Origin of the sequence: Microbulbifer sp. TB1203, assembly GCF_030997045.1 — a bacterium.
GTDB lineage: Bacteria > Pseudomonadota > Gammaproteobacteria > Pseudomonadales > Cellvibrionaceae > Microbulbifer.
In genome coordinates this window covers 880,303-903,958 of record NZ_CP116899.1, presented here as the reverse complement: position 1 = coordinate 903,958, position 23,656 = coordinate 880,303, and the positions used below count along the sequence as shown (strand labels likewise).

Sequence of the window (23,656 nt, the reverse complement as noted above, 5' to 3'; positions counted from 1 at the left end):
ATTAGGCCTTTTCGCGGCTTGCCAGCAGTTGTGCCAGTTTATCGCTTCCGCTGACCTGACCGCCCGGCTGGATCCCGGCCGCTTTCAGTTTGGCTTCCAGGCTGGAGCCGCTCTCATCCGCGGCCAGCTCTTCCGCCGCCTCCAGCTCGGCAGCGCGCTGCTGCTGTTTGTTCTTGATGCGCTCCAGGCTGTCCAGCGCAGTCTTGACCTTGCTGTTTGCCCCCATATGACGGGTGGAAACGGCAACCTGGGCCTTCTGCACCGACTCCGTGGCCTTGATCTGGTCGATCTGCTGCTCCATGCGGCGCACGTTGGTCTTGGCCTTGGCAATATTGCTCTTCAGGGAGCGCTCGGAATTGAGAAAACCTTCGAGCAGGCCCTGCTCGGTTTGCAGCTGCGTCTCCAGCTCCGCCACGCGCTCTGCGCACTCGATGGCGAGGCTCTCGTCGCCCTTCTCGCTGGCGGCAATGGCGTGGTTGCTGTAGCTTTCGATATCCACCTGCAGGGAGTTGACCTTGTTTTCCGCCAGCTTGCGCTTGGCCATGATTTTGGTCAGATTCTCGTCGCAGGATTTCAGTTCTGATTTGGCCTCGCGCAGCTCCTGATCCAGGATGCGAATGGACTGGCTGTCGACAATAGCCTCGGTACCTTCATTTACCGCACCGCGCAGGGCGGTCCAAATTTTTCTCAGGCTCATGCCACACTCTCCTTCTCAAGATGCTCTGCATACAGATCCAGGAAATCCCCCACGTTCGTGAACAGGGTTTCGATCTCCTCGACCACCACTTCCTCCTTACTGGATACCGACAGCGCACCGAAGGCAACGTAGTAGTCCTCGCCACCAATATTGTTGATACCGATAGTGGTGAGCGGCACCAGTTGGTGGGTCTGCAGGATCAGCTTGTTCAACGCCGTTTCATTGGCGACATCCGCGACGGGGAAGAGAATGGTTTCCACCACTATCTGTTTTTCGCCGGCATAGACAAAGGCGTCGACGCCCTCGTCATTGGAAATGCTAAGGCAGTCCCCCTCCGCCTCGACCACCCACTCCGGGTGGCGCTCGGCCAGTTCCTTAAGGTTCTCTTTGTTCCAGGTCATCTCGACTCCCTTTCAGGTGTGGAATATTGGTCACGAATATAGCAGCTAAAATAAAAGCGTCAATAGTTTATTAATAATTTTTGTTGCATATCTTCCACGTAAGACTATCATGGGTCACATCTTGAGCGAGGACATCTATGGACCGCAAACAAAGCCTGGAAAACCAGCGCGCGCTCACCCCTTACAAGCAGGCCATCGCCCGCTACGTGCGCGCCTCCATGGCCCTGAAGAGCGTGCGCTACAGCGACCTGGCCAGCGCGCTGGACGAAAGGGGCATTTCAGTCACGCCGGAAAACCTGCGCAGCAAGGTAAGCAAGTGCATGTTCTCCGCCGACCTGCTGGCGGCCATTATCGACGTACTCGGTGTGGAAGACAGCGCGATGCGGGATATTCTCAAACAGGCGCGCGAACTGCAAAGCCCGCGGGGGAAAATCTGACCAGGGGAAGGAATTTACCGGTACTCGGGAGAGGGAACCCCACAAAGCGGTCAATAGTGCAGCAGTTTGATGATAGGCTCGCCGTTATCGCACTCCCCCACCACCACTGGCTCAGTGATTTTCGAGCCCGCCTGCAGGATCTTGTTGCGGGGATAGGGGACAAAGCAGGCGTACCTGAAATCCACTGCCCAGTTGCACAGCAGGCGCCCCTCATCCTCCTCGTAGAAGCGCAATTGACAGAAGCTCAAAGTGGGGCTATCCCCCTCCACCTCCAATAGAAGAACACTATTCTCACCACTGCTGTAGGCAACCGGCAATATCAGACCGGCGGCGAGCAACCACTGCCTCATAAGGCCACCCGTTACAACGACCGACTCCAGTTAAGCTTAGCAGCGGCGGGCGTATTTCTCCTCTGCCTAGGAGCCTGCCGCCAGCGTCTGGAAGCGGCTGGCTTCCGCCAGTGTGGGCCGCAGGCCATACTTTTGCACAATCGCCATAAAGCGCTGCACGTAGAGAGCGGCCACAGGCGCATAGGGCGGCATCCACCCATCGGGCCCGCGATCCCCCTTGCTCTGGTTGCGGCCGTCGTCCACCAGCCAGAGGTTGTCCGGGTCTTCGGCAAACTGCCGCTTCAGTGCCCTATCCCAGTGGGCACCGCCGTGATCGTGGGCCCACTTCAGCGACACTATATGCTCCACATCCAGATCCGATGCCTTGGTATAAAAATTGCCCGTATAGGGGTCCATCCACATCCCGGTAGCCACCTTGCACTTGTCGGAGCGGGTAAACGTAACCGGAGCCAGGGAGTAGCGGATTAACAGCTCGTGGCGGGTGTCCTGACAGTCGCGATCAAAGTCTGACCAGCGCGGCAGCCAATCTGCTCTCTTATAGGAATCCGCCGGTACCGATGCGCTGACCAGCAGGGAGAAAAGGAATACAACTCGTGCAAAAATTGATCGAATACGCATACGACTTCTGCCAACCAAATTCTGGCACTATCGTACACAAAACTAAAAAAACGGAATATCGACCAATTCACTGAGTTTTGAGTCGCAGATTGGCGGCGGCCACTTTCAGCTTGGGCGCGTTGATAGCCGCTTAGAGCCTTTTTAGAATATCGCGAAGGGCTTTCCAGGGCGGAGCCTCTCTCCCACCCGGTCTGGCAGCTTTATAAGAAGACTTTAAACAGGCCCCTAAGTTAATGAGAGCAGGTCCGCGGCCGGCAATGGATGGATATATTTTGTCCAGCTGATTGCAGATTTGTCATATTCTTATTTCTATCAGCCCATCAAAAAAATAAGCGTTCCCATTACTGGCAATGAACGCAGGATACAAATATTATTTGACCGCTTCCATAGCGGAACATCACTGCATAATCAAAAGCTTCTAAGGAAACTTATGGATAATTTCGGCAAGGCCGCCATATTAGGGGGCTGTATGATGATCGCTGCCTGTGGTGGTGGTGGCTCGGATGACAGCGACGGTCCGGCACCAGCAACCAGGCTCAATTTCACCGTCCAGGGATCGGTCGTTGAGGCCGGAGCGGCGGACATCGAAATTGCTGTCGGGAGCGAGCGCTTCAACACTAATGCAGATAGCAACGGCGTTTACTCATTGGAACTCAGCTTGGATGAAGCCCTGGCAGGCATGATAGTCACCGCAAGTGCCAAGACTTCATCCAACAGCCAGTTGCACTATGTTTCGGTAATGGGTGAAGCCGGTGCCCTGGATGACGCTGCAGGTTCCGACAATATTCTCACCGCGGATGAAAACTCGTCCGTCAATCTTTCCGCAGTATCCACGGCAATATCAGCGCAGTTGAAGAGCGCGAATGGCGGCGAAATTTCCGATCAGACAGCATTGGAATCCGCCGCAAAAATGGTCGACTCCGAAGTCGTATTCGCTGTCGCAACTTCCATCATCCTTGCCATGGAATACCCCGATGACCCAGATCTGAGGCTGCCATCGGAATCGGCAGATACCTACGCCTTTGCCGGTGATTTGGAAATCTCTGCGGCGCATGGTGTGAATGCGAGATCAACCAACCCCGATCTGTGGAACAACACGCAAGCAGCGATTGCCAGCGATTCCAATCTGGTGCTGTCGCAACCTATTCAAAGCGCAGATGATGTTGCAGATATCTATTATTTCACAACGCCTGAAGCAAGCCTTACCGGTGTTTTCAACGGCAGCCGCCTAGTACTGAATTCCGGTGGCGACGGCACCATGAGTGCCAAGCTTGACGAAAGTGCCTTCAACTGGTCTCTAGGGGAGAGTGGTGTAAGTTTCGAAGGACTGGAACTGATATCAAGCGACGCACACCCTTGGGATGGCGATCTCGGCAAATCAGTTCACGAGCAAACCGTTACCCGTATCAACAACTTACGCTGGCTTTCCCTGGGAAAGTTGAGCGATGTGCTTCTGCTCGATATTGAAAGTTACACTCATTACCCTGATGGAGAATATCCTGACACCTCGCCCGTCGTTTCGCTGACTACCGGCACCGCCCTCAAGTCTGAGAACAGAGTCAACGCCACTAAAATTTTGCAGTTGGGTGTGGACTACAGCGTACCCAGATCCGTCACCGCGGGAGTGGTTAGCAGTCCCGTAAACGGCACCGGCGCCTCCCTGGAAGTATATGCTTCAAAGATCTCTTTTTCCGGCAGCCCAGGCCAGGGAGGTACAGCCTCGGTCACCGTTGAATCCTATAATGGCGATGGAACGCTGATCACCTCCGAGGAAAATGCAAGCTGGATGATTGCCGCCGATGGTAGCCTGCAGATTAGCTATGCCAATGGTGATAGCGCAAATCTGGTCTTTCTTTCTGAGAACCAGAACATTGCCAGCGTCAATCTGAAAACAACCCAGAACGCAGGCGTCTTTACCCGGAACAGCTTTCTGCTACTCAAGGAAGAGCCCTCCTGGACTGTGCTGTCCGCTCCCGGAATCTACCGTTATCCGTTTTCTTTCTTCGAGCCGCTCAATCATTTCTGGTTTGAAGTAAACGATAACGGTACGGCTCTAACAGTTTCAACCTATGACATGGATGAAAATGGCACACTTGAAGACAGCGAGTACTCTGTAATGCCTGGCCTTTGGTTGATCAATGACGATGGCAATATGCTAATACGTCGTTATCGCTATAACTTCGGCGGCTTCTGTATGCCGACCAGCTGGGATCCGGCGGACAACGACGAATGCGTGCTCTATCACGAGCGTGAATGGAACCTGCATCAGATAAACAGCGATGACGGGTACTGGATACACCATTACCATCGGTTCTTCTATGACTGGCAGAGGGAAAACATGTCCGACCCTACTGTCTCCGGTCATATTTTCTCATTCGGCTCGATAGATAATCGTCCCCAGTACAAGACAAACATGCGCCCGGTGAAAGTACCGCCCAATTTGCTCCCCTGATATAGCAACTACAAGAAAGGCCCGCGCAGTGGGCCTTGTGTTCCCGAAGAAGTCCTTCCTACTAGTGTGGTGTAAGGTACTAATGGTGTATATCAGACCCCCCCAAATTGTTCACAGTTAGGCGCCGCTCGCAGGGAATGGCCAGCCCTTTTCAAGAGGGGCAACGCGGCTGTCGACTCTACCAGGTCAAGAGAGAGGGCTCCCTTCGAGCGGACCGCTAATATAACGCTCTCTAAAGGCATTCACAGCAGCTCGGGCTCGACCGATTTATGCGGGGTATTCTCCAGTTGCCCGGAGGCATCGCCCCGCTCAACTTCGCTCTGCCCAACCTTATGGAAAACCGCGTAAAGCACAGGCACCGCGATCAGGGTCAAAATGGTGGCAAACCCCAGTCCACCCATAATTGTCACAGCCATATCGGCAAAGAAGGCATCGAAAAGCAGCGGTGACATACCGAGTATCGTTGTAACCGCGGCGAGGAACACCGGCCGCAGGCGGCTGACACTGGCCCGCTCGATGGCGGTCAGGCGCGGCAGGCCCTCCCGTGTCTGAACTTCAATTTCATCCACCAGCACCACGGCATTCTTGATCAGCATTCCCGAGAGACTCAGCACGCCCAACAGAGACATAAACCCGAAGGGCAAGCCGGATACCAGCAAACCGACCACCACACCCACCAGGCTCATGGGAACCACCAGCCAGATAATCAACGGCTCGCGCAGGGTACCGAACAGCAGCACCGATATCAGGATCATGATCAGGAAACCGACCGGCAAGCCTTTGCCGAGCGATGCCTGTGCATCTGAAGAGCGCTCGAACTCTCCGCCGAATTCGATTTTGTAACCGGGCGGCAATGCAATATTTTCAACGTCGGAGCGTATTTTTTCGAATGCAGCCATGGCGGTAACACCTTGTGGCGCAGTACCACTGACAGTGATAGTAGGCACCCGGTCGCGACGCTGGATAAGCCCCTCCTCCGCCGTAGTCTCAAACTTCTCCACCAGCTGTCCCGCGGGAATATAATCTTTCTGGTTCGGGCTCCACACCAGCCGGTCCGGCAACGAACCCACCTGGTTGCGATCCCCTGCCGGCAGCCGGGCGACAATGGGAATAATCCTGTCCCCACTTTCATAGCTGCCCACGCGATAACCCGATGTGGCAAACTGCAGGGTGCGGCTGATATCACTGTTGCTGATACCCGCAACACGCGCTCTTTCCCCGTCCAGGTGCGCCTTGATCAGCGGTTCCCGGGCACGCCAGTCGTGGCGCACGTCCTCCAGGCCCTTACTCCTGAATAAGTCTTGTACACCGCCCGCGAACTGCCGCAGGGTATTGAAATCCGCACCGGAAATTCGCACCTCCACGTCTGCTCCTCCCCCGGGGCCGAATACCAGCCTCTTGAAGGTGACCAGCGCCTCCGGGTGTGAATCGCGCAACTCCTGTTTCGTACGCTCGATGAGCGCCGGTATCTGCTCGCGGGTTTCAGTGCGTACGATCAACTGGCCGTACGAGGGATTGGGCGGTTCAGGAGCATAGGTCAGCATAAATCGATCGGCGCCCCGGCCCGCAACAGCGGTGACCGATTGCACCTCGTTCTGCTGCAACAGGTACTCTGAAGCTTCCTGCAGGGCCTGTTCGGTCCTGTTGATATCGCTACCCTGGGGCATGCGGTAATTCACGTAAAACAGCGGCGCATTGGAATTGGGGAAAAAGCCCTGCTTAACTAAGCCAAAGGCAAAGTAACTGATCAGGGTGACGACCACCAAAACCGCAATAGTGGACCCCCGGTGCGCGAGTGCACCGGACAGGGCATCCGCGTACATGCGATAAAATCTGCCGGCATAGGGATCGTCCCCTTCCGTGCCTTTTCCGGGGCGGAACAAATGGAAACCGAGGTATGGTGTTATCGTAATCGCCAGAACCCAGCTCAGCAGCAGCGATAGTCCGATTACGGCAAACAGGGAAAACAGGAATTCGCCGGTGGCGTCGTCGGAAAGGCCGATACCGGAAAAAGCCATAATGCCGATAATCGTGGCCCCGAGCAGCGGCCAGAATGTCTGCCGCACCACACGACTGGCGGCGCTCTGCGGCGACTCCTTCTTTTGCACTCCCATCAGCATGCCTTCGGCAACCACGATCGCATTGTCCACCAACATGCCCATGGCAATAATCAGCGCCCCCAGGGAGATTCTCTGCAGGTTCAGGCCGAGCAGATTCATGATCAGCACCGTGCCCATCACGGTCAGCCCCAGCACCACGCCCACAACCACACCGGAGCGCCAGCCCATAAACAGGCACAATACCAGGGTAACGATGACCACGGAGGACACCAGGTTTAGCAGGAAACCGTTGACGCTGTCCGCCACCACTTTGTGCTGCTCGTAAACCGGTTGTATTTCGACACCCAGTGGCAGCCCTTGCTTCAATTGCGCGAGCTTCTCCTCGACCCGCGTACCGACATCGACAATATTGGTATTTTGTGCACCGGCCACTCCGATCAGGATGGCCGGCAAGCCATTATAGTGAGCGATAAAATCCGGGTTCTCATCGTATCCCAGTGAAATGCTGGCGATATCGCGCACAGAGAGAAGAGCGGTGGAGCCCGGAACGCCAATCAGAATATTGCGGATAGCCTCCATGTCATTGGCCTGGTTATCCACCACAACCCGTGTACGCAGGTCCTTGCCCTCGATCTCACCGGCCTGCTGGGTGGAGCTCTCCGATTGCAATACCTGAGCCAGGTCATCCAGCGAGTAACCCAGCTGTGACAGGCGCGACTCGTCGATATCCAGGTAGGCGACTTCACCGATCACGCCCGAGCGCGAAACCTTGGCCACCCCCTCGACGGAAAGCAGCTCACGGCGGAGATACTTGGTGATTTCCCGCATCTCGCTGCGGGAAAAACCGTCGCCGGTAATCGCGTAATAGATACCGAACACTTCGCCGAAGTCATCGTTGACTACCGGCGTCATGGCACCGCTGGGTAAGCCGCTCTGGGCATCACGCACCTTGTGGCGCAACTCATCCCAGATCTGCGGCAACTCGTTGGAATCGTAATGATCCGCCATCTCAACGCGAATTTCCGACATACCCGGGCGGGAGGTGGAGGTCACGCGCTTGAGCTGGCCCATTTGCTGAATCGCCACCTCCAGCTTCTCGGTAACCTCCTCCTCGACCTGCAGGGCACTGGCTCCCGGATAGGCGGTGAAGACACGTGCTTCCTTGATAGTGAAAGCGGGATCTTCCAGGCGGCCGATATCCGCAATGGCCCAGAGTCCACCGACAAGGCAGATCAACATCAACAGCCAGCTGTATACGGGCTGCTTGATAAAAATATCAGAGATCTTCACTGCGGCTCTCCATCACTGCCTGTAGTTGCGAACGTTTGCACCTTCGTACAGGTGCTGCCCTCCGGCAGCGACGATGTTCATCGCCGACTCAATACCCCGGGTGATTTCCACAGAATCGCCGTCGGTGCTGCCCAGCAGTACCGATGTCTTGCTGACAGACTGATCACCGTTTATTCGCCATACGAAAGAAGAGCCATCCGCATCGGTTTGCACGGCTGACAGAGGAACCCGGTATGTGCGACCAGCCTCAGCCTGATTGAGCTTGAGATCTACCCGGGCGGTCATCCCGGGAAGTATCTGCACGTCTGCGGGCCGCGGCATACCCAGCTCGACGATATAAGTCTGCGTCACGCTATTGGCTTCCGCCTGATGCTCGCGGTACTCCAGCGGAAACTCCTTATCCGGCAAAAACTCAAACGACGCGGTGATGGATTTAACCTGGTCCCGGTCAATGGTGGCGAGCAGCTTCTCCGGGACTGAAACCTCAATGCGCACTTCGGATACATCCTGCAGACGAACGATGCCCTGCCCCGCCTGAACATTGGTATAGTTCTCGACGAGCTGCCGGGTTACCAGCGCATCAAACGGTGCTTTCAACTGCGTATACGCAAGGTCCTGCGCCGCGCTCTCAAGTGCGACCTTGGCCAGGCTGAAGTTGGTCTCGGTTTCATCCAACTGTTGCCTGGAGATCACATTGCGCTCAGCCAGGGACCGCTGCCGGGCAACGGTTTTTTCCAGCAGCTCGACATTGACCTCAGCTTCCCTGACCCGCCTCTTGAAATCCTGACTGTCCAGAGCCGCGATCAGCGTGCCCTTGGGAACAATCTCCCCTTCCGTTATTTTGAACTGATTCAACTTTCCCCCAACCTGGAAAGACAGGTCGAGCGTCTGTACGGCCCGCACCCGGCCGGCGAACTGCCTCTCCTCGATATCTCCGACATCGGAAATCGTTGCCATCTTGACAGGCCACACCGGGGCCTCATTCTGCTCATCGGCCCCGGAACCATTGCAGCCAATCAGCCCTGATGCGGCGGCCAACAGGAAAGGGAGCAGCCAGAAGCGGGAAGTATCAAAGAGTTTCATATCCAGTTCTCTGAAAATCGTTTTGGCTTAAGGGCATCTCTAAAAATCGTCGTTCCCGCGAAGGCGGGAACCCAGAAACCCATGGCTACTGGACCCCCGCCCTCGCGGGGGTGACGAGAAAAGAATTTTTAGAGGCGCCCTTAAGGAAAAAAGGGGAAATCACTCGATCTCTGCGGCCAATGCCAGCAGCCGCTTGCGCATGCGTTCAAGAACCGGGTCATCGGAGTCCATCACACCGAGTACCCGGCCCATGAAGAGACCGAGGGAGGCAAAACACAAAATCTGCGCCAAGTCAGGGTCTCTTGAAACGCTACAGACTTCGCGGCTTATTCTGGCATCGTGGGTCCTGATCGGGTCCAGCAAGCTGGGATCTTCCGCAACGGCGGCAATGAGCGCGCGCGGCAGGGCCTCCTCGTCCTCCATCAGCATGAACTGCGCGTGAATCCGCGCCGACAACTCGCCCCGCCCGGGCCCTCGGCTAGCGGTGTATTCATCGGCAATCTGGTCTTCGCGCGAAAGCGCCTCCTCCACCATGGCCTTCAGCAAGGCCTGCTTGGTGCCGAAATGATGCAGCAGCCCACCCTTGCTCAAGCCGCACTTGGCGGCGACTGCATCCAAGGTGAGCTTGCGCGCGCCCCTCTCCCGCACCACCTCTTCCGCGGCACGGACAATTGCAGTTTTGTCGACTTTGGACATATGACTCCTTGGAAATTTTTGGTCAAAACCGACCGGCTGGACGGTATGTTACCAGTGTAAACTGAAAGGTCAAGAGGCCTTCAGGGAACCGCTATAAATTTTCCCCGGCCCCCTCTATCATTCGGCCCGACACAAGCGTACTGACGACCGACCTCCATGACAGAAGAACTCTGCCCCTGTGGCTCCGGAAAGCCCTTGCAGCAGTGCTGCCAGCTGTACCTCTCCGGCCAGGCCTACCCCAATGACGCCGAAACCCTGATGCGCAGCCGCTACAGCGCCTATGTCACCGGCAACCTGTCCTATCTGCGCAAATCATGGCACCCGGAGACCTGCCCGGAATTGAATGGCGATGACCTGCAGACTCAGTGGTCAAGGCTGGAAGTAATCAGGAGTAAGCGGGGATTAAAAAAATCGGTGGTGGAGTTCAAGGCGTGGTATCTGGAGGATGGCGCAGAGCGCGCATTGCACGAAATTTCGCTGTTTAAATTGCACAAGAAGCACTGGGTATATGTCGGGCCTTTGGTGGGTTGGCCATAGAACGGCATTCGGAGCCCCACCGCACTCCACATAAAAAATCGCGGGAGCTTTTCCACTCCCGCGCTGCCTTCAACATTTTTTGTCTGTTGGCAAACCGCTCGCCGGACTTCGCCCTGACATGGGCACCACCCTTGCGAAGCAGAGGATTAAGCGCAACGTGATTGCGCGGCTTGTTCTTTTTCATAGGCATCTGTCCTCTCGTTGAAATTCAATAAATACCAGTTCTGGTTCTGTATTTTTCTCATTTTCCTCCTTTAACCTTTTACACAAATCACCTGGCGCAGTGTATGGACTACATCCACCAGGTCGGTCTGGTTCTGCATCACCTGATCGATATCCTTGTAGGCTGCGGGAATCTCGTCGATCACACCGCTGTCTTTCCTGCACTGGATACCTTTGGTCTGCTCCTCCAGGTCCCTGCGGGTAAAGCGCTTCCTGGCCGCCGTGCGGCTCATCTTGCGTCCCGCGCCGTGGGCACAGGAGCAGAAGGAATCGGCATTGCCGCGACCGCGCACAATGAACGACCTGGCCCCCATGGAACCGGGGATAATCCCCAGTTGGTCCTGCTTCGCGCTGATCGCCCCTTTGCGGGTCACAAAGACATCGCGACCGAAATGCTCCTCCCGCACCACGTAATTGTGGTGGCAGTTGATCGCCTCGGATGTCAGGGTGAACTCGGGCAACTGCTCGCGCAGGCAGCCGAGTACCAGCTTCATCATCTCCTGGCGGTTGACCCGAGCATACTCCTGGGCCCAGTTGAGCGCCTCGATGTAACCATCGAAATGACCGCAGCCTTCACTGAAGTAGGCGAGATCCCTGTCCGGCAGGTTGTGCATATGCCCCGCCATATCTTTCTTCGCCAGCTGGATGAAGTGCTGGCCGATCGCATTGCCGATACCGCGGCTACCGGAGTGCAGCATCACCCAGACCGCATTGCTTTCATCGAGACAGATCTCGATAAAGTGATTGCCGCCACCCAGAGTTCCCAGCTGGGTCACCCAGGTCTGCTGCGGCTGGCGCAGCTTCTTCAGCAACTCCGGATGCTTTCCGAACAGCCTGTCCGCACCGGGAGCAAGACGTTTGCAGGCAGATTCCCGGGCGTTGACCATCTTGTGACGGCCGAAGCCCACGGGTACTTTCACCTCAATGGCATCCCGTAATGCCTTCAGGTTGTCCGGCAGCTGGTGGGCATGTAGCGATGTACGCACCGCATTCATGCCGCAGCCGATATCCACACCCACTGCCGCCGGAATTATGGCGCTGACGGTGGGAATCACGGACCCCACGGTAGCGCCTTTACCCAGGTGCACATCGGGCATGGCCGCCACGTGTGAATGCACAATCGGCAGTTGGGCGATATTTTTCAGTTGTTGCAATGCCGCCGGTTCGATTTCATCGGTGTAGATTTTTACCGGTACAGTTCCCGGCGGCGCATTTTTGTTTAGTACCATTTTTACAGGCATAACAAATCCCTGGATTACTCCACGTTCTTTTTGAAATTGCCTTTCAAGGTATCAGAATGCAAAAAGCCCCGGCGTATGCCAGGGCTTCAGGAGGTTCTGGCTTGAAAGGCAGCATCACCTTTCAAGCGCGAGCACATGAAAGGTGTCAGATAGGCTGATTTTTTAGATGTTGATATCGCATTTCATGGCTCCTTTTTCATGCTCTTCTGTGGTCGCGGACCACAGCTTGCTGGAGGTTGTTCGAAAGAGGGCGCGAGTCTAAACAGCCGAAATAAAATGTCAATAAAAAAATGAGATTGGCAGTATAAAAAGCTGAAATAATCGTGAAGTGAATGCTGCAGTCGGGAATCGCTCCTTCGGCAGCATGAGCAAAGCGCAGCGTGCCCATCAAAACGGGGTGAGCACAAGCCCGCCATGGATTGTGCCCCTGGAGACTGACATGATCATATAATAGCTCCTGCCCAACTCCCCTGTCGGTAACAACGAGCATGCACCCGGAAATCGTCTTTGAAGATACCTATCTCATCGCGGCCTACAAGCCCGAGGGATGGTTGGTGCATCGCTCCGGGATAGATCCCCGTGAAGACAAAATTCTGCTGCAATACCTACGCGACCTGGTCGGTTGCCACCTGTACCCAATCCACCGCCTGGATAAACCGACCTCCGGGGTAATCATCTTCGGCAAAAGCGGCGAAATTGCCGCACAGGTCCAGGCACAGCTCGAAAGCGAGAAATCAGTTAAAAAATATATCGCCGTCTGCCGGGGCTACTGCCCCGAAGAGAACGTTATCGACTACCCGCTGCCGCCGGTCGCAGATTTCAAACACCAGCGCAAACGCCCCAAGGCCGACCTACCTCGCCAACCCGCAATCACCCTGTACCGCAGGTTGGCCACCGTCGAACTGCCCTATTCCGTCGACCGCTATCCCACCAGCCGCTATTCCTTTGTGGAAATACAGTTGAAGACCGGCCGCAGGCACCAGATCCGCCGCCACTTCAAGCATATTTCCCACCCGCTGATTGGCTGCCCAAAGTATGGCAAGTCGGTGCACAACCGCTTCTTCACCGAGCAGTTTGGCTGCAGCAGGCTCCTGCTACACGCCCTGCAACTCCAGCTGGACCACCCGGTGACCGGCAAACCCCTGAACCTGATCGCGCCGCCGCGCGGGCTATTCGCGTCATTAATTCAGGCTTTTGGCTGGCAGATACCGGAATAGTGCCTATCGCCGAAACGGGCACGGGCATGCAGCGCCATGCAAGAGCCTTAGAGTTGGTTCATAATCTTTCCGAGAGCAGCCGAATAGCATGTGACCAGATCTGTCGATTTGTTCACATTTTCCCGCATTGCGACCCCAGCCGAACCAATCAAATTGGGGGTTGGCCTTCCCAGTGAATAGACTTCCAAGCACATCGGAAGAGGAGGAAGTCACAATGCGTTTTCTAATACCCTTGATACTGATGTGCTCTCTCGCCGGCTATAGCCAAGCGCAAGAGCAACTCCGCCAGCTGCCCTCCGGTGCCACCGAGGTCCAGGTTAGGGGGCAGACTTACTATCAACACGGCAATACTTTTTACCGCTTTCATCCACAAGGCGGTTACTACTATGAGGTGAGAGCGCCCCGCGGTTTGATCAGGGCCGAGCAGCCGCACTTTTACCGTCGCAGCCTGCCGGAGCAGCGTATTCGCATAAATAGCGAAGAGGGATGTCGCAACTGGGCGGCGGAACACGCGAACCGCAACCCGTCCATAGGCGGTAAGATTTACATGCGCCAGTTCCATCGCTGCATGAACATGCTCCGTCAACAATAGACGGACATAGGGATCGTTCCCGCGCCGGCAGGACTCCGGGGCGGGAACGAATTTTTGCGCGAGCGAACGTCAGGCGCGCCCATATTTCTCACAAATCTCCTACCGCTAGAACCGGGCGCCGGTCACCCGCGAAACGCCGGATGGCGCAAACTGGTTCCTCGGCGCCCCCCAGCCAACCGGCGATCACTCCCCAACCAGGCTCTGCATACGCTGATGTTCCCCGCCATCCTCACTGAGCAGCCTCGCCAGCGGCGGCAGTAGTGGCGCCATTGTGGTCCGCAGTGTCCAGGGCGGATTAACCACAATCATACCGGAGGCCGTCATGCCACGGCCGTCGCTGTCGGCATGGATACCCAGCTCAAACTGCTCCACCCGGCGGATGCCCGAAGCGATGACTTGGCGCTCCAACAAGTCAATACGCCTGCGCTCCACCACCGGATACCAAAGCGCCACGGTGGCGGTGGGCATTTTTCGATAGATCAGCTTGAGCGCATCGACCACGCGTTGGTAATCCTGTTTCAGCTCGTAGGGCGGATCGATCAGTACCAGTGCGCGGCGGGACGGTGTCGGCAATAGCGCGGCGAGCCCCCTGAAGCCATCTTCCCCACGGATATGGATATTCCGGCCCGCGCAAGCCCGACGGAGCTGCTCGATATCGGCCGGATGCAGCTCGAACAGCCACGCCTTGTCCTGCGGGCGCAAGACGCCGCAGGCGATGGCGGGCGAGCCCGGGTAAAGCCGTAATCCACCACCGGCATTGTGGGCCATCACCCGATCCAGGTATGGCTGCAACGCCGGCAGGCCGGGATCTCCCGGCAGCAGACGGGCGATGCCGTTGCCGTACTCGCAATTCTTCGCCGCCATTCCGCCCTGGAGGCGGTACAGGCCAGCACCGGCGTGGGTATCTATATAGTCGAGGGGCTTGTCCTTCTTCTGCAGGTAAGCAAGGATTTCCACCAGCACAAGGTGCTTCAACACGTCGGCAAAATTGCCGGCATGAAAACCGTGGCGATAACTGAGCATGTGACCCGTCTGGATGATCTCGGTACGTCAATCGGGCCTGTGACCCGGACGGGCCAACGCGGCGGTAGGGAGCGCCTGGGGAGGGACGGGCCAACGGCTGGCCCACCAGGGATCTCGCGCGTAATTTATTCCACTACCGGGGCGGTGTAAACAGATATTGCGGCCTGCCGGGGCACGACAGCAGCCGGACCACCTCGAGCGACGAACCCTGTTCAATATCCGCTTAAACGATTACTCTGGCCGGAGTCATTGGCCAAGGAAGGAAAAGAGACAGCGATGAGCCAGAAACTGCCCTACGGACTGGAGCACTACGACATCCGATTTCGCACCGTACCCACCAGCGGCATCAGCCTGAATGTCGCCGAGGCGGGCGAAGGCCCCCTGATTTTCCTGCTGCACGGCTTTCCCGAGTGCTGGGCCAGCTGGGGACCCCAGATCAAATTCCTGGTGGACGAGGGTTACAGGGTGGTGGCACCGGAGATGCGTGGCTACGGCGACAGCGACGCCCCCAAAGACGTCACCGCCTATGACACCCTGGAGCTGGCAGCCGACGTCATAGGCCTGCTCGACGCCTACGGCCAGCAACAGGGCGTGATTATCGGCCACGACTGGGGCTGCATCGTCGCCTGGTACACCGCCTGGCTGCACCCCGAGCGTATCAAGGGCGTCGGCGGACTGAGCATCCCCTGGTTCGGGCGCGGGCAGACCGATACCCTGAGTGCGCTGAAGCGGCAGATGGGCGACAACTACTTCTATATTGTCGATCTCCAGAACGCCGCCGCCCATGAAGCACTGAACCGGGATATCCCCCTTTCCCTGGAAAAAATCCTTACCGGCCAGTTCGACCTGCTGCAGCAAGGTGGTGGCGACGCGGGCCTGCTGGAGCGCATCACGCTGCCGGAAAAGCGCCCGGACTACATGCCACAGGACTTCCTCGACTACATCGCCAGCCGCTACCAGCGCCACGGCTTCGAGCCGTCGCTGAACTGGTACCGCAATTTCGAACGCACCTGGCAGCGAACGGCCGCACAGAAAGACAACACCATCACCGTGCCGGCGATGTACCTGACGGGCAGCAAGGACTGGCCCCACCGCTATGCCGAGAGCATCGGCCTGGATATGCACCACCAATGCAGCGATCTGCGACTCTGTGAGGTGACAAAGGCGGGGCACTGGATTGGGCAGGAGGTGCCGGAATGGGTTAACGGCAAGATTGCTGAATTTCTTGCCTCGATTGGCCACTGACGCTTAGAGTCAAATTAAGTTTATACCGCCTGCCTCTATTATTAGAGTTATTTCAATCCAAAGCTTAATATATAAAGAGTGTAATCAACAACTTAGACTACACTTCTATAGCCCCGGTACAGCACTTCCTGTACTGTAGAATCTTTCAGCTTTATTGAGGGTTGCATGTCTACGGATCTCATCGATGCACAAGTATCACCAACCGAGCAGTTTGATATTCTATCCAAGTACGAAATCCACAAGCTCAGCCAAGAAAGCCGCGGCCCTCAATACCAGACTTTCCGCAACTGTTCTCTGGCCGTACTCAACAGCGGCAGCTATATAGATGACGGTAAAGAGCTTCTGGAAACCTATGCCGACTTCGATATTTCGGTTATCCCGACAGAACGCAGCGTAAAACTCCAGGTCAAAAACGCCCCTGCTATTGCTTTTGTAGACGGCAAGATGATTCGTGGTATCGCCGAGCACCTTTTTGCCGTACTCCGTGACATCATCTATGTGAACAGCGAAATCACCGGCGACCCCCGTTACGATCTGGTATCTGCGCAGGGGGTTACCGACGCAGTATTCCATATCCTACGTAATGCCGGCACTTTTGACCGGGCCCGCATACCCAGGTTGGTGGTGTGCTGGGGCGGGCACTCCATCTCAGCCGAGGAATACGATTACACCAAAACGGTAGGCTATGAGCTGGCGTTGCGACATCTCGACATCTGTACCGGTTGCGGTCCGGGCGCAATGAAAGGCCCAATGAAAGGCGCCACTATTGGCCACGCTAAACAACGCGACCGGTATGGTCAGTACCTCGGAATTTCCGAGCCAGGCATCATCGCGGCAGAAGCACCAAACCCAATCGTCAATCAGCTTATCATCATGCCGGACATCGAGAAACGATTGGAGGCGTTTGTACGCACCGGCCATGGAATTGTTGTATTTCCTGGCGGCGCAGGTACCGCCGAGGAGATTCTCTATCTTTTGGGCATACTCCTGCATGAGGAAAACAGGGAGCAACCCTTCCCGGTGATTTTTACCGGCCCAGCCAGCGCAGCAGGCTACTTTAGTCGCATCGACCAGTTTATTTCCTCGACTTTGGGCGAAGAAGCGAGATCAAGGTACCAGATTATTATTGATGACCCTCCGGAAGTGGCACGGCAAATGGCCGCAGGCATCCAAGAGGTCCAGCAACACCGCAAAGAGACCGGCGATGCCTATTACTTCAACTGGAAACTGAAGGTGTCAACAGAACTCCAACGACCGTTTGCCCCCACCCACAAGAATATGCTTGACCTCGCATTACACAAAAACCAGGAAACTTACCTGCTGGCTGCCAACCTGCGCCGCGCGTTTTCCGGAATCGTTTCCGGCAACGTCAAAGACGAAGGTATTCGCACCGTGGAGAAATATGGCCCATATGAATTGCGCGGCGACCCGGCAATAATGCACAGCATTGATACTTTGCTGGAGTCTTTTGTGAAACAACAGAGAATGAAACTGCCCGGCAAGGAATATATTCCCTGTTATCGAATCATTGCAGGCCAATAGTTAAAATCAACGCGCCCCTTACTGAAATTACTGCATCACATAACAGCTGACTCTTTCGCCGGCGCTGACATTGCCGGTTTTTCTATCGAAGACTTTTTCGACGGACCGCATGACGGGCATGCCTCTCTCCTCCCATTGCGCCAGTGCCTCTTTGGGATTCGTTGGTTGAGCTCAAATTGCATATCCAGCAATCGGAAAATATCTTTTTTGAGCTCTTCCCCGTGGGAAGCCCAGCCTCAAGACCTGCTCCAGCGCCAATTACGTATACAGTCCGTTTTGTCATCAAAAGGATAGAAATGGCTCGCTGCTTGAGGACGCGTGTTATCACCGGCCTCCCCCACAATTTCATTGTGAATGGTCAGCACCGATAATCGAACCGCTGAAAATGACCTGCGCCGAAACGAAGAATTTCCGCAGCACCATAGCCTTTCCCGCCCAGGTAAAGAGACGTCAAAAACAAAAAAGCCCGCTCAACGGCGGGCTTTTCGATCGAATAATGGTCGGGGTGGCCGGATTTGAACCGACGACCACCACACCCCCAGTGTGGTGCGCTACCAGGCTGCGCTACACCCCGACATAGCTAAACCAAACTCCTGTCTGCTCGCCTAGATCGGCGCTAAGTGTTTGATTTATAAGGAACATCGCTTGGCGATGAGGCGCAAATCATACCTAAGTGGCGGCGGATTGCAAGCCCGGATTTGCGCTTTCTGCGGACGCGGAATCAACTGTCCAGCAGGACCAGTACGCCCTCCAGCTCGGCGATCACCTGGGGCAGCACCTGTTGCAACTGGACGCTGTTGACCTTGTCGCTGCCCGTCTCCATCTGCAGGCGGGCTCCGCCGATAGTGTAGCCCTCCTCGTACAGCAGCGCGCGGATCTGGCGGATCAGGATCACGTCCTGGTGCTGATAGTAGCGGCGGTTGCCGCGGCGCTTGACGGGGCTGAGCTGGGGAAATTCCTGTTCCCAGTAGCGCAGTACATGGGGTTTGACTGCGCAGAGTTCACTGACTTCACCAATGGTGAAATAGCGCTTGCCCGGGATTGTGGGCAGTTCGCTATTGTTGCTTGCTTCCAGCATGTTCTTCTACTCGTGCCTTGAGTTTCTGTCCCGGCTTGAAAGTCACCACCCGGCGCGCGGAGATGGGAATCTCCTCTCCCGTCTTTGGGTTGCGCCCGGGGCGCTGGCTTTTATCCCGCAGGTCAAAGTTGCCGAAGCCGGAGAGCTTGACCTGCTCGTTATTTTCCAGCGCATTGCGGATTTCCTCGAAAAAATATTCGACGATCTCTTTGGCTTCACGCTTGTTGAAGCCCAGCTCCTCGAACAGTTTTTCGGCGAGCCCGGCCTTGGTCAGTGCCTCTGTCATTGGTTCCTACCAACAGATTCAGAGGCGTCCCGGCTCCGGATCGGAAGCGGCCCAAACCGCGGCGGCTTTCAACCCGGTCGCAGACGCTCTCGGGGTGCCAAACAACTCGCACCCCGAAGCATAGACCCGGTTAGCGCAAGCTGGCGTTGTATTTTTGTTCTAGTTGTCGGACCACCGCATCTACCGCGGCATTGATTTCGTCGTCGTTAAGGGTGCGCGACGAATGCTGAAACGTCAAGCCCATGGCGACACTTTTTCTATTGAAATCAATACCTTTGCCCTGATAGACGTCAAAAATCTTGAGGTCCGTCAAAGTTTCGCCGGCAGCTTCGACGGCGGTTTCCACCAGGCTGGCAGCAGGTACATCGGCGTCGATCAGCAGGGCCAGGTCACGGCGCACTTCCGGGAACTTCGACAGCGGGCGGAAAGCCGGCAGACGGGCCTGGCCGAGGGCCTCGAGGCTCAATTCGAATACGAAGGCGGACTTGGGCAGGTCCAGCTTCTTCTGCAGTTGCGGATGCAGGGCCCCCAGCACGCCGATCTCGACATCGCTGCGCAGTACCTTCGCGCACTGGCCCGGGTGCAGGGCCGGGTGCTGGCCGGCGACGAAGCGGAACTCGCCTTCGGCGCCCTCCCCGGCAACATAGTGGGCCAGCAGGGCCTCCACGTCGGCTTTGATATCGTAGAAATCCACTGCATCCTTGCCGCCGGTCCAGTTCTCGGCAAAGCGGCCGCCGTAGACCAGGCCGGCCAGCATCAGCTCCTGGCGCAGCTCGGTAACGTCATCGCCGCCCGGCACGAAGCGCAGGCCGGACTCGAACAGGCGCACGCGGCTCTGCTGTCGGTTCAGGTTGTATTGCAGCGCCTTGCACAGGCCCGGCACCAGCGAGGTGCGCATCACTGCCAGGTCGGCGCTGATGGGATTCTGCAGGGCTACCGGTTCGGCCTGGGGATCGAAGAGCGCGGCGGACTCGCGATCGATAAAGCTGAAAGTAATCGCCTCGTTGTACCCCCGTGCCAGGAGTGTCTGCTCCAGAACTTCCCGGGAGATCTCGCGCTCCGGCTGCGGCACTATATCCAGCGCGGCAGTGAAGCTCTCGCTGGGAATGCGGTTGTAGCCGTAGACCCGCGCCAGCTCTTCGAGCAGGTCCGCCTCTATGGCGATATCGAAGCGGAAGCTGGGGATGAGGAAGGTCCAGCCCTCGGCGCTCTGGTCGATCTTCTCCAGGCCCAGGCGGGTGAGGATATCGACGATCTCGTCGTCGGCCAGGGCCACGCCCAGGCCCTGCTCCACCCGCGCGCGGCGCAGGGTGATATGGCGCTCGGCGGGCATGAGTTCGCTCAGTTCGCGCAGGTGCACCGGGCCCGGTTCGCCGCCGACGATTTCCAGCAGCAACTGGGTGGCGCGCTCGACGGCTTTCTCCTGCAGCCGGTAATCGACACCGCGCTCGAAACGGTGCGAGGAATCCGTGTGCAGGCCGTAGGAGCGCGCCTTGCCGGCGATGGCCAGCGGGTTGAAGAAAGCGCTCTCGAGGAAAATATCGCGGGTGCTCTCGGTTACCGCACTATCCTTACCGCCCATGACGCCGGCCATGGCCAGCGGTTTCTGCTCGTCGGCGATCAGCAGGGTGCCGGCCTGCAGTTTGACCTCTTGGCCGTCCAGCAGGGCCAGTTCCTCGCCCTGCTCTGCCAGGCGCACCTTGATGCCGCCGCTGAGCTTCTGCAGGTCGAAGGCGTGCATCGGCTGGCCGAGTTCCAGCAACACATAGTTGGTGACGTCCACCACCGGGTCGATTGAACGCAGGCCGCTGCGGCGCAGGCGTTCCTGCATCCACAGCGGGGTCTGTGCATTGATGTCGATATTTCGAATCACCCTGCCCACGTAGCGCGGGCAGGCATCGCCGGCGTGCAGGGAGACCGGCAAGCTGTCGTCGATCTGCGCCGCCACCGGGGCGATTTCAGGGCCTGCGACCTTACAGCGGTTGAGCACGCCCACTTCGCGGGCGATGCCGGCGATGCCGAGGCAATCGGAACGGTTCGGGGTCAGGTCCACATCGATGGTTTCGTCGTCCAACTGCAGGTATTCCCGCAGCGCCTTGCCGGTGGGGGCGTCGTCCGGCAACTCCCAGATACCGTCACTGTCCTCGCCCAGTTGCAGTTCCGTTTGAGCGCACAGCATGCCGAAGCTCTCGACGCCGCGCAGCTTGGCTTTCTTGATTTTGAAGTCACCCGGCAGCACAGCACCCACCAGGGCGAACGGGATCTTGATGCCGGCGCGGGCGTTGGGGGCGCCGCAGACCACCTGCACCTCGCCATCCGGGTGGCCGGCAACCTTGCACACGCGCAGTTTGTCCGCATCCGGGTGCTGCTCGCAGGCGAGGATCTCGCCCACCACTACACCGGAAAATTCGCCCGCGACTTTTTCAACGCCGTCCACTTCCAGGCCCGCCATGGTGATCTGGTCGGCCAGTTCCTGTGCGGTCAGTTGCGGGTTTACCCATTCCCTCAACCAGGAGTTGCTGAATTTCATAGTGCTGTCTCTTTCTCTATTCCTTGGCGCTCTGCGCTCTGCTTCAGGCGCCGTGGCGGTCCTGCTACCGGGAGTTGTTTGCGAGACACGCCGTAAATACGTCCATGTAGGCTCTAATCGGCATCCCTGCCTCATAAGGTCTCGCAAACAACTCCCGGTATCAGGGCCTTCGCATCAGAGTTCGTATTCTTTCCGAGCTCCGGCCATCAAAACTGCTTCAAAAAACGCAGGTCGTTGTCGAAAAACAGGCGCAGGTCGTTGACGCCGTAGCGCAGCATGGCTAGACGCTCCACGCCCATGCCGAAGGCGAAGCCGGAGTAGGTTTCGCTGTCGATATTGCAGGCGGTGAACACATTCGGGTGCACCATGCCGCAGCCCATGACTTCCAGCCAGCCGGTACCGGAGCAGACGCGGCAGCCCTCGCCGCCGCAGGCAGTGCACTGAATGTCCACTTCCGCGGAGGGCTCGGTGAACGGGAAGTAGGACGGTCGGAAGCGTACCGGCACGTCGGCCTCGAAGAAGGCTTTCAGGAACTGGTCCACGCAGCCCTTCAGGTGCGCAAAGCTGACCCCTTTGTCCACTACCAGCCCTTCCACCTGGTGGAACATGGGCGAGTGGGTCACGTCGGAGTCGCAGCGGTAGACCCGCCCCGGGCAGATGATGCGGATCGGCGGCGCGGCCTTTTCCATGGTGCGGATCTGCACCGGGGAGGTGTGGGTGCGCAGCACCGTGGACGGATCGATATAGAAGGTGTCGTGCATCGCCCGTGCCGGGTGATGCGCGGGAATATTCAGTGCCTCGAAGTTGTGGTAGTCGTCTTCGATCTCCGGCCCTTCTTCCACGGAGAAGCCGAGATGTAGAAACAGCTCTTCGATACGGCGCATGGTGCGGGTCACCGGGTGCGCATTGCCCTGCTCTTCGCCGCGGCCGGGCAGAGTGACGTCGATGGTCTCCTCCGCCAGCTTGGCGTCAATTGCGGCCTGTTCCAGCTGGTCGCGGCGCGCGTTGATCTTTTCCTGCACCTGCTGCTTGGCTTCGTTAATCCTGGCACCGGCTGCCGGGCGCTCTTCCACCGACAGTTTGCCCAGGCTCTTCAGCAGCGCGGTGAGCTGGCCCTTTTTACCCAGGTAGTCCACGCGCACCTGATCCAGTGCCGCCAGGCCGTCGGCCTGCTCCACCAGCTCCAGCGCCTGTTCGGTGAGGGACTGCAAATCTTGCATCGAACTATTCCCGTTTGAATCCAACTTCGTTTAAAAAATAGCGGAAACTCCATAAAAAAATAGGGAAGGGCCATAACAGCCCTTCCCTATTTTTTGTATTCAGTCTTGCAACTGAAGTGGCAGCTTACGCCGCCAGGGCTGCCTTGGCTTTTTCAACTACGGCAGCAAAAGCGGCTTTGTCGTATACCGCCAGATCGGCCAGGACACGGCGATCCAGGGTGATCTCCGCCTTTTTCAGACCGGCGATGAGGCGGCTGTAGCTCATGCCTTCAGCACGGGACTGGGCGTTGATACGAGTGATCCACAGGGCGCGGAAGTTGCGCTTTTTAACGCGACGGTCGCGGTAAGCGTACTGGCCGGCTTTGATCACCGCCTGCTTGGCTACGCGGAATACGCGTGAACGCGCACCGTAGTAACCTTTGGCCTGCTTCAAAATTTTCTTGTGACGACGACGCGCCTCTACACCACGTTTTACACGGGCCATAACTCTATCCTCTTAAACCTGTTAGCGATGGGCCAATTACTTGGCGCGCAGCATACGATCGACCAGACCGGCATCAGACTTATTCATGGTCTGGGTGCCGCGCAGCTGACGCTTGCGCTTGGTGGTCATCTTGGTGAGGATGTGGCTCTTGTTGGCGTGCTTGTGCTTGTAGCCCGCAGCCGTCTTCTTGAAGCGCTTGGCGGCGCCACTGTGTACTTTTGCTTTCGGCATTTTGTACTCCAAAGTAATTATGCGCCTGTGGTCAGGCACCTAGTGTAAAAACCGCCGGCAAATACCGGCGGCATTGTGAGAGTGAGGAGGCAGCCGTCGCCCAATCACTTCTCCGAGCAGGTCC

At 57.2% G+C, this 23,656-nt stretch carries 22 protein-coding genes and 1 tRNA gene; 7 read left to right on the top strand and 16 right to left on the bottom strand.

From position 1 onward, the window contains the following. Window position 1: 1 nt before the first annotated feature. Window positions 2-697 carry a PspA/IM30 family protein gene (locus PP263_RS03895; protein WP_308367059.1) on the bottom strand — a complete coding sequence of 232 codons (696 nt, stop codon included), beginning with the start codon at window positions 695-697 and terminating at the stop codon, window positions 2-4. After that, entirely contained in the window at window positions 694-1,098 is a 405-nt protein-coding gene (locus PP263_RS03890; protein WP_308367058.1) for a DUF2170 family protein, read from the bottom strand. Before PP263_RS03890 ends, PP263_RS03895 begins: the two co-directional genes overlap by 4 nt. Window positions 1,099-1,235: 137 nt before the next feature. Here PP263_RS03890 and PP263_RS03885 point away from each other — a divergent pair, with 137 nt between their 5' ends. Then, window positions 1,236-1,535 carry a DUF6471 domain-containing protein gene (locus tag PP263_RS03885; protein WP_308367057.1) on the top strand — a complete coding sequence of 100 codons (300 nt, stop codon included), beginning with the start codon at window positions 1,236-1,238 and terminating at the stop codon, window positions 1,533-1,535. A gap of 50 nt (window positions 1,536-1,585) precedes the next feature. On the opposite strand, the gene PP263_RS03880 is transcribed toward PP263_RS03885, so the two are convergent. Continuing rightward, window positions 1,586-1,885 carry a hypothetical protein gene (locus tag PP263_RS03880; protein WP_183463636.1) on the bottom strand — a complete coding sequence of 100 codons (300 nt, stop codon included), beginning with the start codon at window positions 1,883-1,885 and terminating at the stop codon, window positions 1,586-1,588. A gap of 66 nt (window positions 1,886-1,951) precedes the next feature. Then, window positions 1,952-2,503, bottom strand: a complete 552-nt coding sequence (locus PP263_RS03875; protein ID WP_308367056.1) for a DUF1524 domain-containing protein — start codon at window positions 2,501-2,503, stop codon at window positions 1,952-1,954. Between the two features lie 430 nt (window positions 2,504-2,933). Here PP263_RS03875 and PP263_RS03870 point away from each other — a divergent pair, with 430 nt between their 5' ends. Next, window positions 2,934-4,955, top strand: a complete 2,022-nt coding sequence (locus tag PP263_RS03870; protein WP_308367055.1) for a hypothetical protein — start codon at window positions 2,934-2,936, stop codon at window positions 4,953-4,955. Between the two features lie 242 nt (window positions 4,956-5,197). Here the strand turns inward: PP263_RS03870 and PP263_RS03865 are convergent, their stop codons facing one another. The 3 genes from PP263_RS03865 to PP263_RS03855 all read right to left on the bottom strand — a co-directional run bounded on the left by PP263_RS03865 (window position 5,198) and on the right by PP263_RS03855 (window position 10,084). Continuing rightward, window positions 5,198-8,305, bottom strand: coding sequence for an efflux RND transporter permease subunit (locus PP263_RS03865; RefSeq protein WP_308367054.1), 3,108 nt, complete (start codon window positions 8,303-8,305; stop codon window positions 5,198-5,200). Between the two features lie 12 nt (window positions 8,306-8,317). After that, window positions 8,318-9,388 (bottom strand): efflux RND transporter periplasmic adaptor subunit, encoded by a 1,071-nt coding sequence (locus PP263_RS03860; RefSeq protein ID WP_308367053.1) that lies wholly within the window; start codon window positions 9,386-9,388, stop codon window positions 8,318-8,320. Window positions 9,389-9,547: 159 nt separating this feature from the next. Further along, complete coding sequence (locus PP263_RS03855) at window positions 9,548-10,084, bottom strand: TetR/AcrR family transcriptional regulator (RefSeq protein WP_308367052.1); 537 nt, start codon at window positions 10,082-10,084, stop codon at window positions 9,548-9,550. A gap of 156 nt (window positions 10,085-10,240) precedes the next feature. Between PP263_RS03855 and PP263_RS03850 the strand changes: the two genes are divergently transcribed. Continuing rightward, on the top strand, window positions 10,241-10,621 hold the full coding sequence (locus PP263_RS03850; RefSeq protein ID WP_308367051.1) for a YchJ family metal-binding protein: 381 nt from the start codon (window positions 10,241-10,243) through the stop codon (window positions 10,619-10,621). Between the two features lie 254 nt (window positions 10,622-10,875). Here PP263_RS03850 and PP263_RS03845 read toward each other — a convergent pair whose 3' ends face one another. Next, window positions 10,876-12,084 carry an RtcB family protein gene (locus tag PP263_RS03845; RefSeq protein ID WP_308367050.1) on the bottom strand — a complete coding sequence of 403 codons (1,209 nt, stop codon included), beginning with the start codon at window positions 12,082-12,084 and terminating at the stop codon, window positions 10,876-10,878. Between the two features lie 488 nt (window positions 12,085-12,572). On the opposite strand from PP263_RS03845, the gene PP263_RS03840 reads away from it, so the two are divergent. Together PP263_RS03840 and PP263_RS03835 are read left to right on the top strand one after the other, a co-directional pair. Next, complete coding sequence (locus tag PP263_RS03840; RefSeq protein ID WP_308367049.1) at window positions 12,573-13,301, top strand: pseudouridine synthase; 729 nt, start codon at window positions 12,573-12,575, stop codon at window positions 13,299-13,301. Between the two features lie 214 nt (window positions 13,302-13,515). After that, window positions 13,516-13,893 carry a hypothetical protein gene (locus PP263_RS03835; protein ID WP_308367048.1) on the top strand — a complete coding sequence of 126 codons (378 nt, stop codon included), beginning with the start codon at window positions 13,516-13,518 and terminating at the stop codon, window positions 13,891-13,893. Between the two features lie 183 nt (window positions 13,894-14,076). On the opposite strand, the gene PP263_RS03830 is transcribed toward PP263_RS03835, so the two are convergent. Further along, window positions 14,077-14,916, bottom strand: a complete 840-nt coding sequence (locus PP263_RS03830) for a 23S rRNA (adenine(2030)-N(6))-methyltransferase RlmJ (RefSeq protein WP_308367047.1) — start codon at window positions 14,914-14,916, stop codon at window positions 14,077-14,079. A 276-nt stretch (window positions 14,917-15,192) separates the two neighbouring features. Between PP263_RS03830 and PP263_RS03825 the strand changes: the two genes are divergently transcribed. Together PP263_RS03825 and ppnN are read left to right on the top strand one after the other, a co-directional pair. Then, the gene (locus tag PP263_RS03825) at window positions 15,193-16,161 is read left to right on the top strand and encodes an alpha/beta hydrolase (RefSeq protein ID WP_308367046.1); all 969 of its coding nucleotides are present in this window, start codon (window positions 15,193-15,195) and stop codon (window positions 16,159-16,161) included. Window positions 16,162-16,326: 165 nt separating this feature from the next. Then, window positions 16,327-17,703, top strand: a complete 1,377-nt coding sequence (gene ppnN, locus PP263_RS03820; RefSeq protein ID WP_308367045.1) for a nucleotide 5'-monophosphate nucleosidase PpnN — start codon at window positions 16,327-16,329, stop codon at window positions 17,701-17,703. Between the two features lie 497 nt (window positions 17,704-18,200). On the opposite strand, the gene PP263_RS03815 is transcribed toward ppnN, so the two are convergent. The 7 genes from PP263_RS03815 to rpmI all read right to left on the bottom strand — a co-directional run bounded on the left by PP263_RS03815 (window position 18,201) and on the right by rpmI (window position 23,532). Continuing rightward, window positions 18,201-18,277 (bottom strand) — tRNA-Pro (locus tag PP263_RS03815). A 147-nt stretch (window positions 18,278-18,424) separates the two neighbouring features. Next, window positions 18,425-18,781, bottom strand: a complete 357-nt coding sequence (locus tag PP263_RS03810) for a MerR family transcriptional regulator (protein ID WP_183457757.1) — start codon at window positions 18,779-18,781, stop codon at window positions 18,425-18,427. Further along, window positions 18,759-19,067, bottom strand: a complete 309-nt coding sequence (gene ihfA / locus PP263_RS03805) for an integration host factor subunit alpha (RefSeq protein WP_183457756.1) — start codon at window positions 19,065-19,067, stop codon at window positions 18,759-18,761. The genes PP263_RS03810 and ihfA overlap by 23 nt, the downstream gene beginning before the upstream one ends. Window positions 19,068-19,197: 130 nt before the next feature. Next, on the bottom strand, window positions 19,198-21,597 hold the full coding sequence (gene pheT / locus PP263_RS03800) for a phenylalanine--tRNA ligase subunit beta (protein WP_308367044.1): 2,400 nt from the start codon (window positions 21,595-21,597) through the stop codon (window positions 19,198-19,200). A 206-nt stretch (window positions 21,598-21,803) separates the two neighbouring features. Further along, window positions 21,804-22,817 carry a phenylalanine--tRNA ligase subunit alpha gene (pheS, locus tag PP263_RS03795; protein ID WP_308367043.1) on the bottom strand — a complete coding sequence of 338 codons (1,014 nt, stop codon included), beginning with the start codon at window positions 22,815-22,817 and terminating at the stop codon, window positions 21,804-21,806. Between the two features lie 124 nt (window positions 22,818-22,941). Beyond that, window positions 22,942-23,301 carry a 50S ribosomal protein L20 gene (gene rplT / locus PP263_RS03790; RefSeq protein WP_308367042.1) on the bottom strand — a complete coding sequence of 120 codons (360 nt, stop codon included), beginning with the start codon at window positions 23,299-23,301 and terminating at the stop codon, window positions 22,942-22,944. 36 nt (window positions 23,302-23,337) lie between these two features. After that, complete coding sequence (gene rpmI / locus PP263_RS03785) at window positions 23,338-23,532, bottom strand: 50S ribosomal protein L35 (RefSeq protein ID WP_183457752.1); 195 nt, start codon at window positions 23,530-23,532, stop codon at window positions 23,338-23,340. Window positions 23,533-23,656 lie beyond the last annotated feature (124 nt).

Bases quoted from the DNA above. Each gene is read 5' to 3' on its own strand.
- PP263_RS03875 (WP_308367056.1), bottom strand. From the start codon at position 2,503: ATGCGTATTCGATCAATTTTTGCACGAGTTGTATTCCTTTTCTCCCTG.
- PP263_RS03830 (WP_308367047.1), bottom strand. From the start codon at position 14,916: ATGCTCAGTTATCGCCACGGTTTTCATGCCGGCAATTTTGCCGACGTG.
- rpmI (WP_183457752.1), bottom strand. From the start codon at position 23,532: ATGCCGAAAGCAAAAGTACACAGTGGCGCCGCCAAGCGCTTCAAGAAG.
- PP263_RS03870 (WP_308367055.1), top strand. From the start codon at position 2,934: ATGGATAATTTCGGCAAGGCCGCCATATTAGGGGGCTGTATGATGATC.
- PP263_RS03850 (WP_308367051.1), top strand. From the start codon at position 10,241: ATGACAGAAGAACTCTGCCCCTGTGGCTCCGGAAAGCCCTTGCAGCAG.
- ihfA (WP_183457756.1), bottom strand. From the start codon at position 19,067: ATGACAGAGGCACTGACCAAGGCCGGGCTCGCCGAAAAACTGTTCGAG.
- PP263_RS03880 (WP_183463636.1), bottom strand. From the start codon at position 1,885: ATGAGGCAGTGGTTGCTCGCCGCCGGTCTGATATTGCCGGTTGCCTAC.
- PP263_RS03885 (WP_308367057.1), top strand. From the start codon at position 1,236: ATGGACCGCAAACAAAGCCTGGAAAACCAGCGCGCGCTCACCCCTTAC.
- pheS (WP_308367043.1), bottom strand. From the start codon at position 22,817: ATGCAAGATTTGCAGTCCCTCACCGAACAGGCGCTGGAGCTGGTGGAG.
- PP263_RS03840 (WP_308367049.1), top strand. From the start codon at position 12,573: ATGCACCCGGAAATCGTCTTTGAAGATACCTATCTCATCGCGGCCTAC.
- PP263_RS03890 (WP_308367058.1), bottom strand. From the start codon at position 1,098: ATGACCTGGAACAAAGAGAACCTTAAGGAACTGGCCGAGCGCCACCCG.
- PP263_RS03860 (WP_308367053.1), bottom strand. From the start codon at position 9,388: ATGAAACTCTTTGATACTTCCCGCTTCTGGCTGCTCCCTTTCCTGTTG.
- rplT (WP_308367042.1), bottom strand. From the start codon at position 23,301: ATGGCCCGTGTAAAACGTGGTGTAGAGGCGCGTCGTCGTCACAAGAAA.
- PP263_RS03895 (WP_308367059.1), bottom strand. From the start codon at position 697: ATGAGCCTGAGAAAAATTTGGACCGCCCTGCGCGGTGCGGTAAATGAA.
- PP263_RS03855 (WP_308367052.1), bottom strand. From the start codon at position 10,084: ATGTCCAAAGTCGACAAAACTGCAATTGTCCGTGCCGCGGAAGAGGTG.
- PP263_RS03845 (WP_308367050.1), bottom strand. From the start codon at position 12,084: ATGCCTGTAAAAATGGTACTAAACAAAAATGCGCCGCCGGGAACTGTA.
- PP263_RS03810 (WP_183457757.1), bottom strand. From the start codon at position 18,781: ATGCTGGAAGCAAGCAACAATAGCGAACTGCCCACAATCCCGGGCAAG.
- pheT (WP_308367044.1), bottom strand. From the start codon at position 21,597: ATGAAATTCAGCAACTCCTGGTTGAGGGAATGGGTAAACCCGCAACTG.
- ppnN (WP_308367045.1), top strand. From the start codon at position 16,327: ATGTCTACGGATCTCATCGATGCACAAGTATCACCAACCGAGCAGTTT.
- PP263_RS03825 (WP_308367046.1), top strand. From the start codon at position 15,193: ATGAGCCAGAAACTGCCCTACGGACTGGAGCACTACGACATCCGATTT.
- PP263_RS03835 (WP_308367048.1), top strand. From the start codon at position 13,516: ATGCGTTTTCTAATACCCTTGATACTGATGTGCTCTCTCGCCGGCTAT.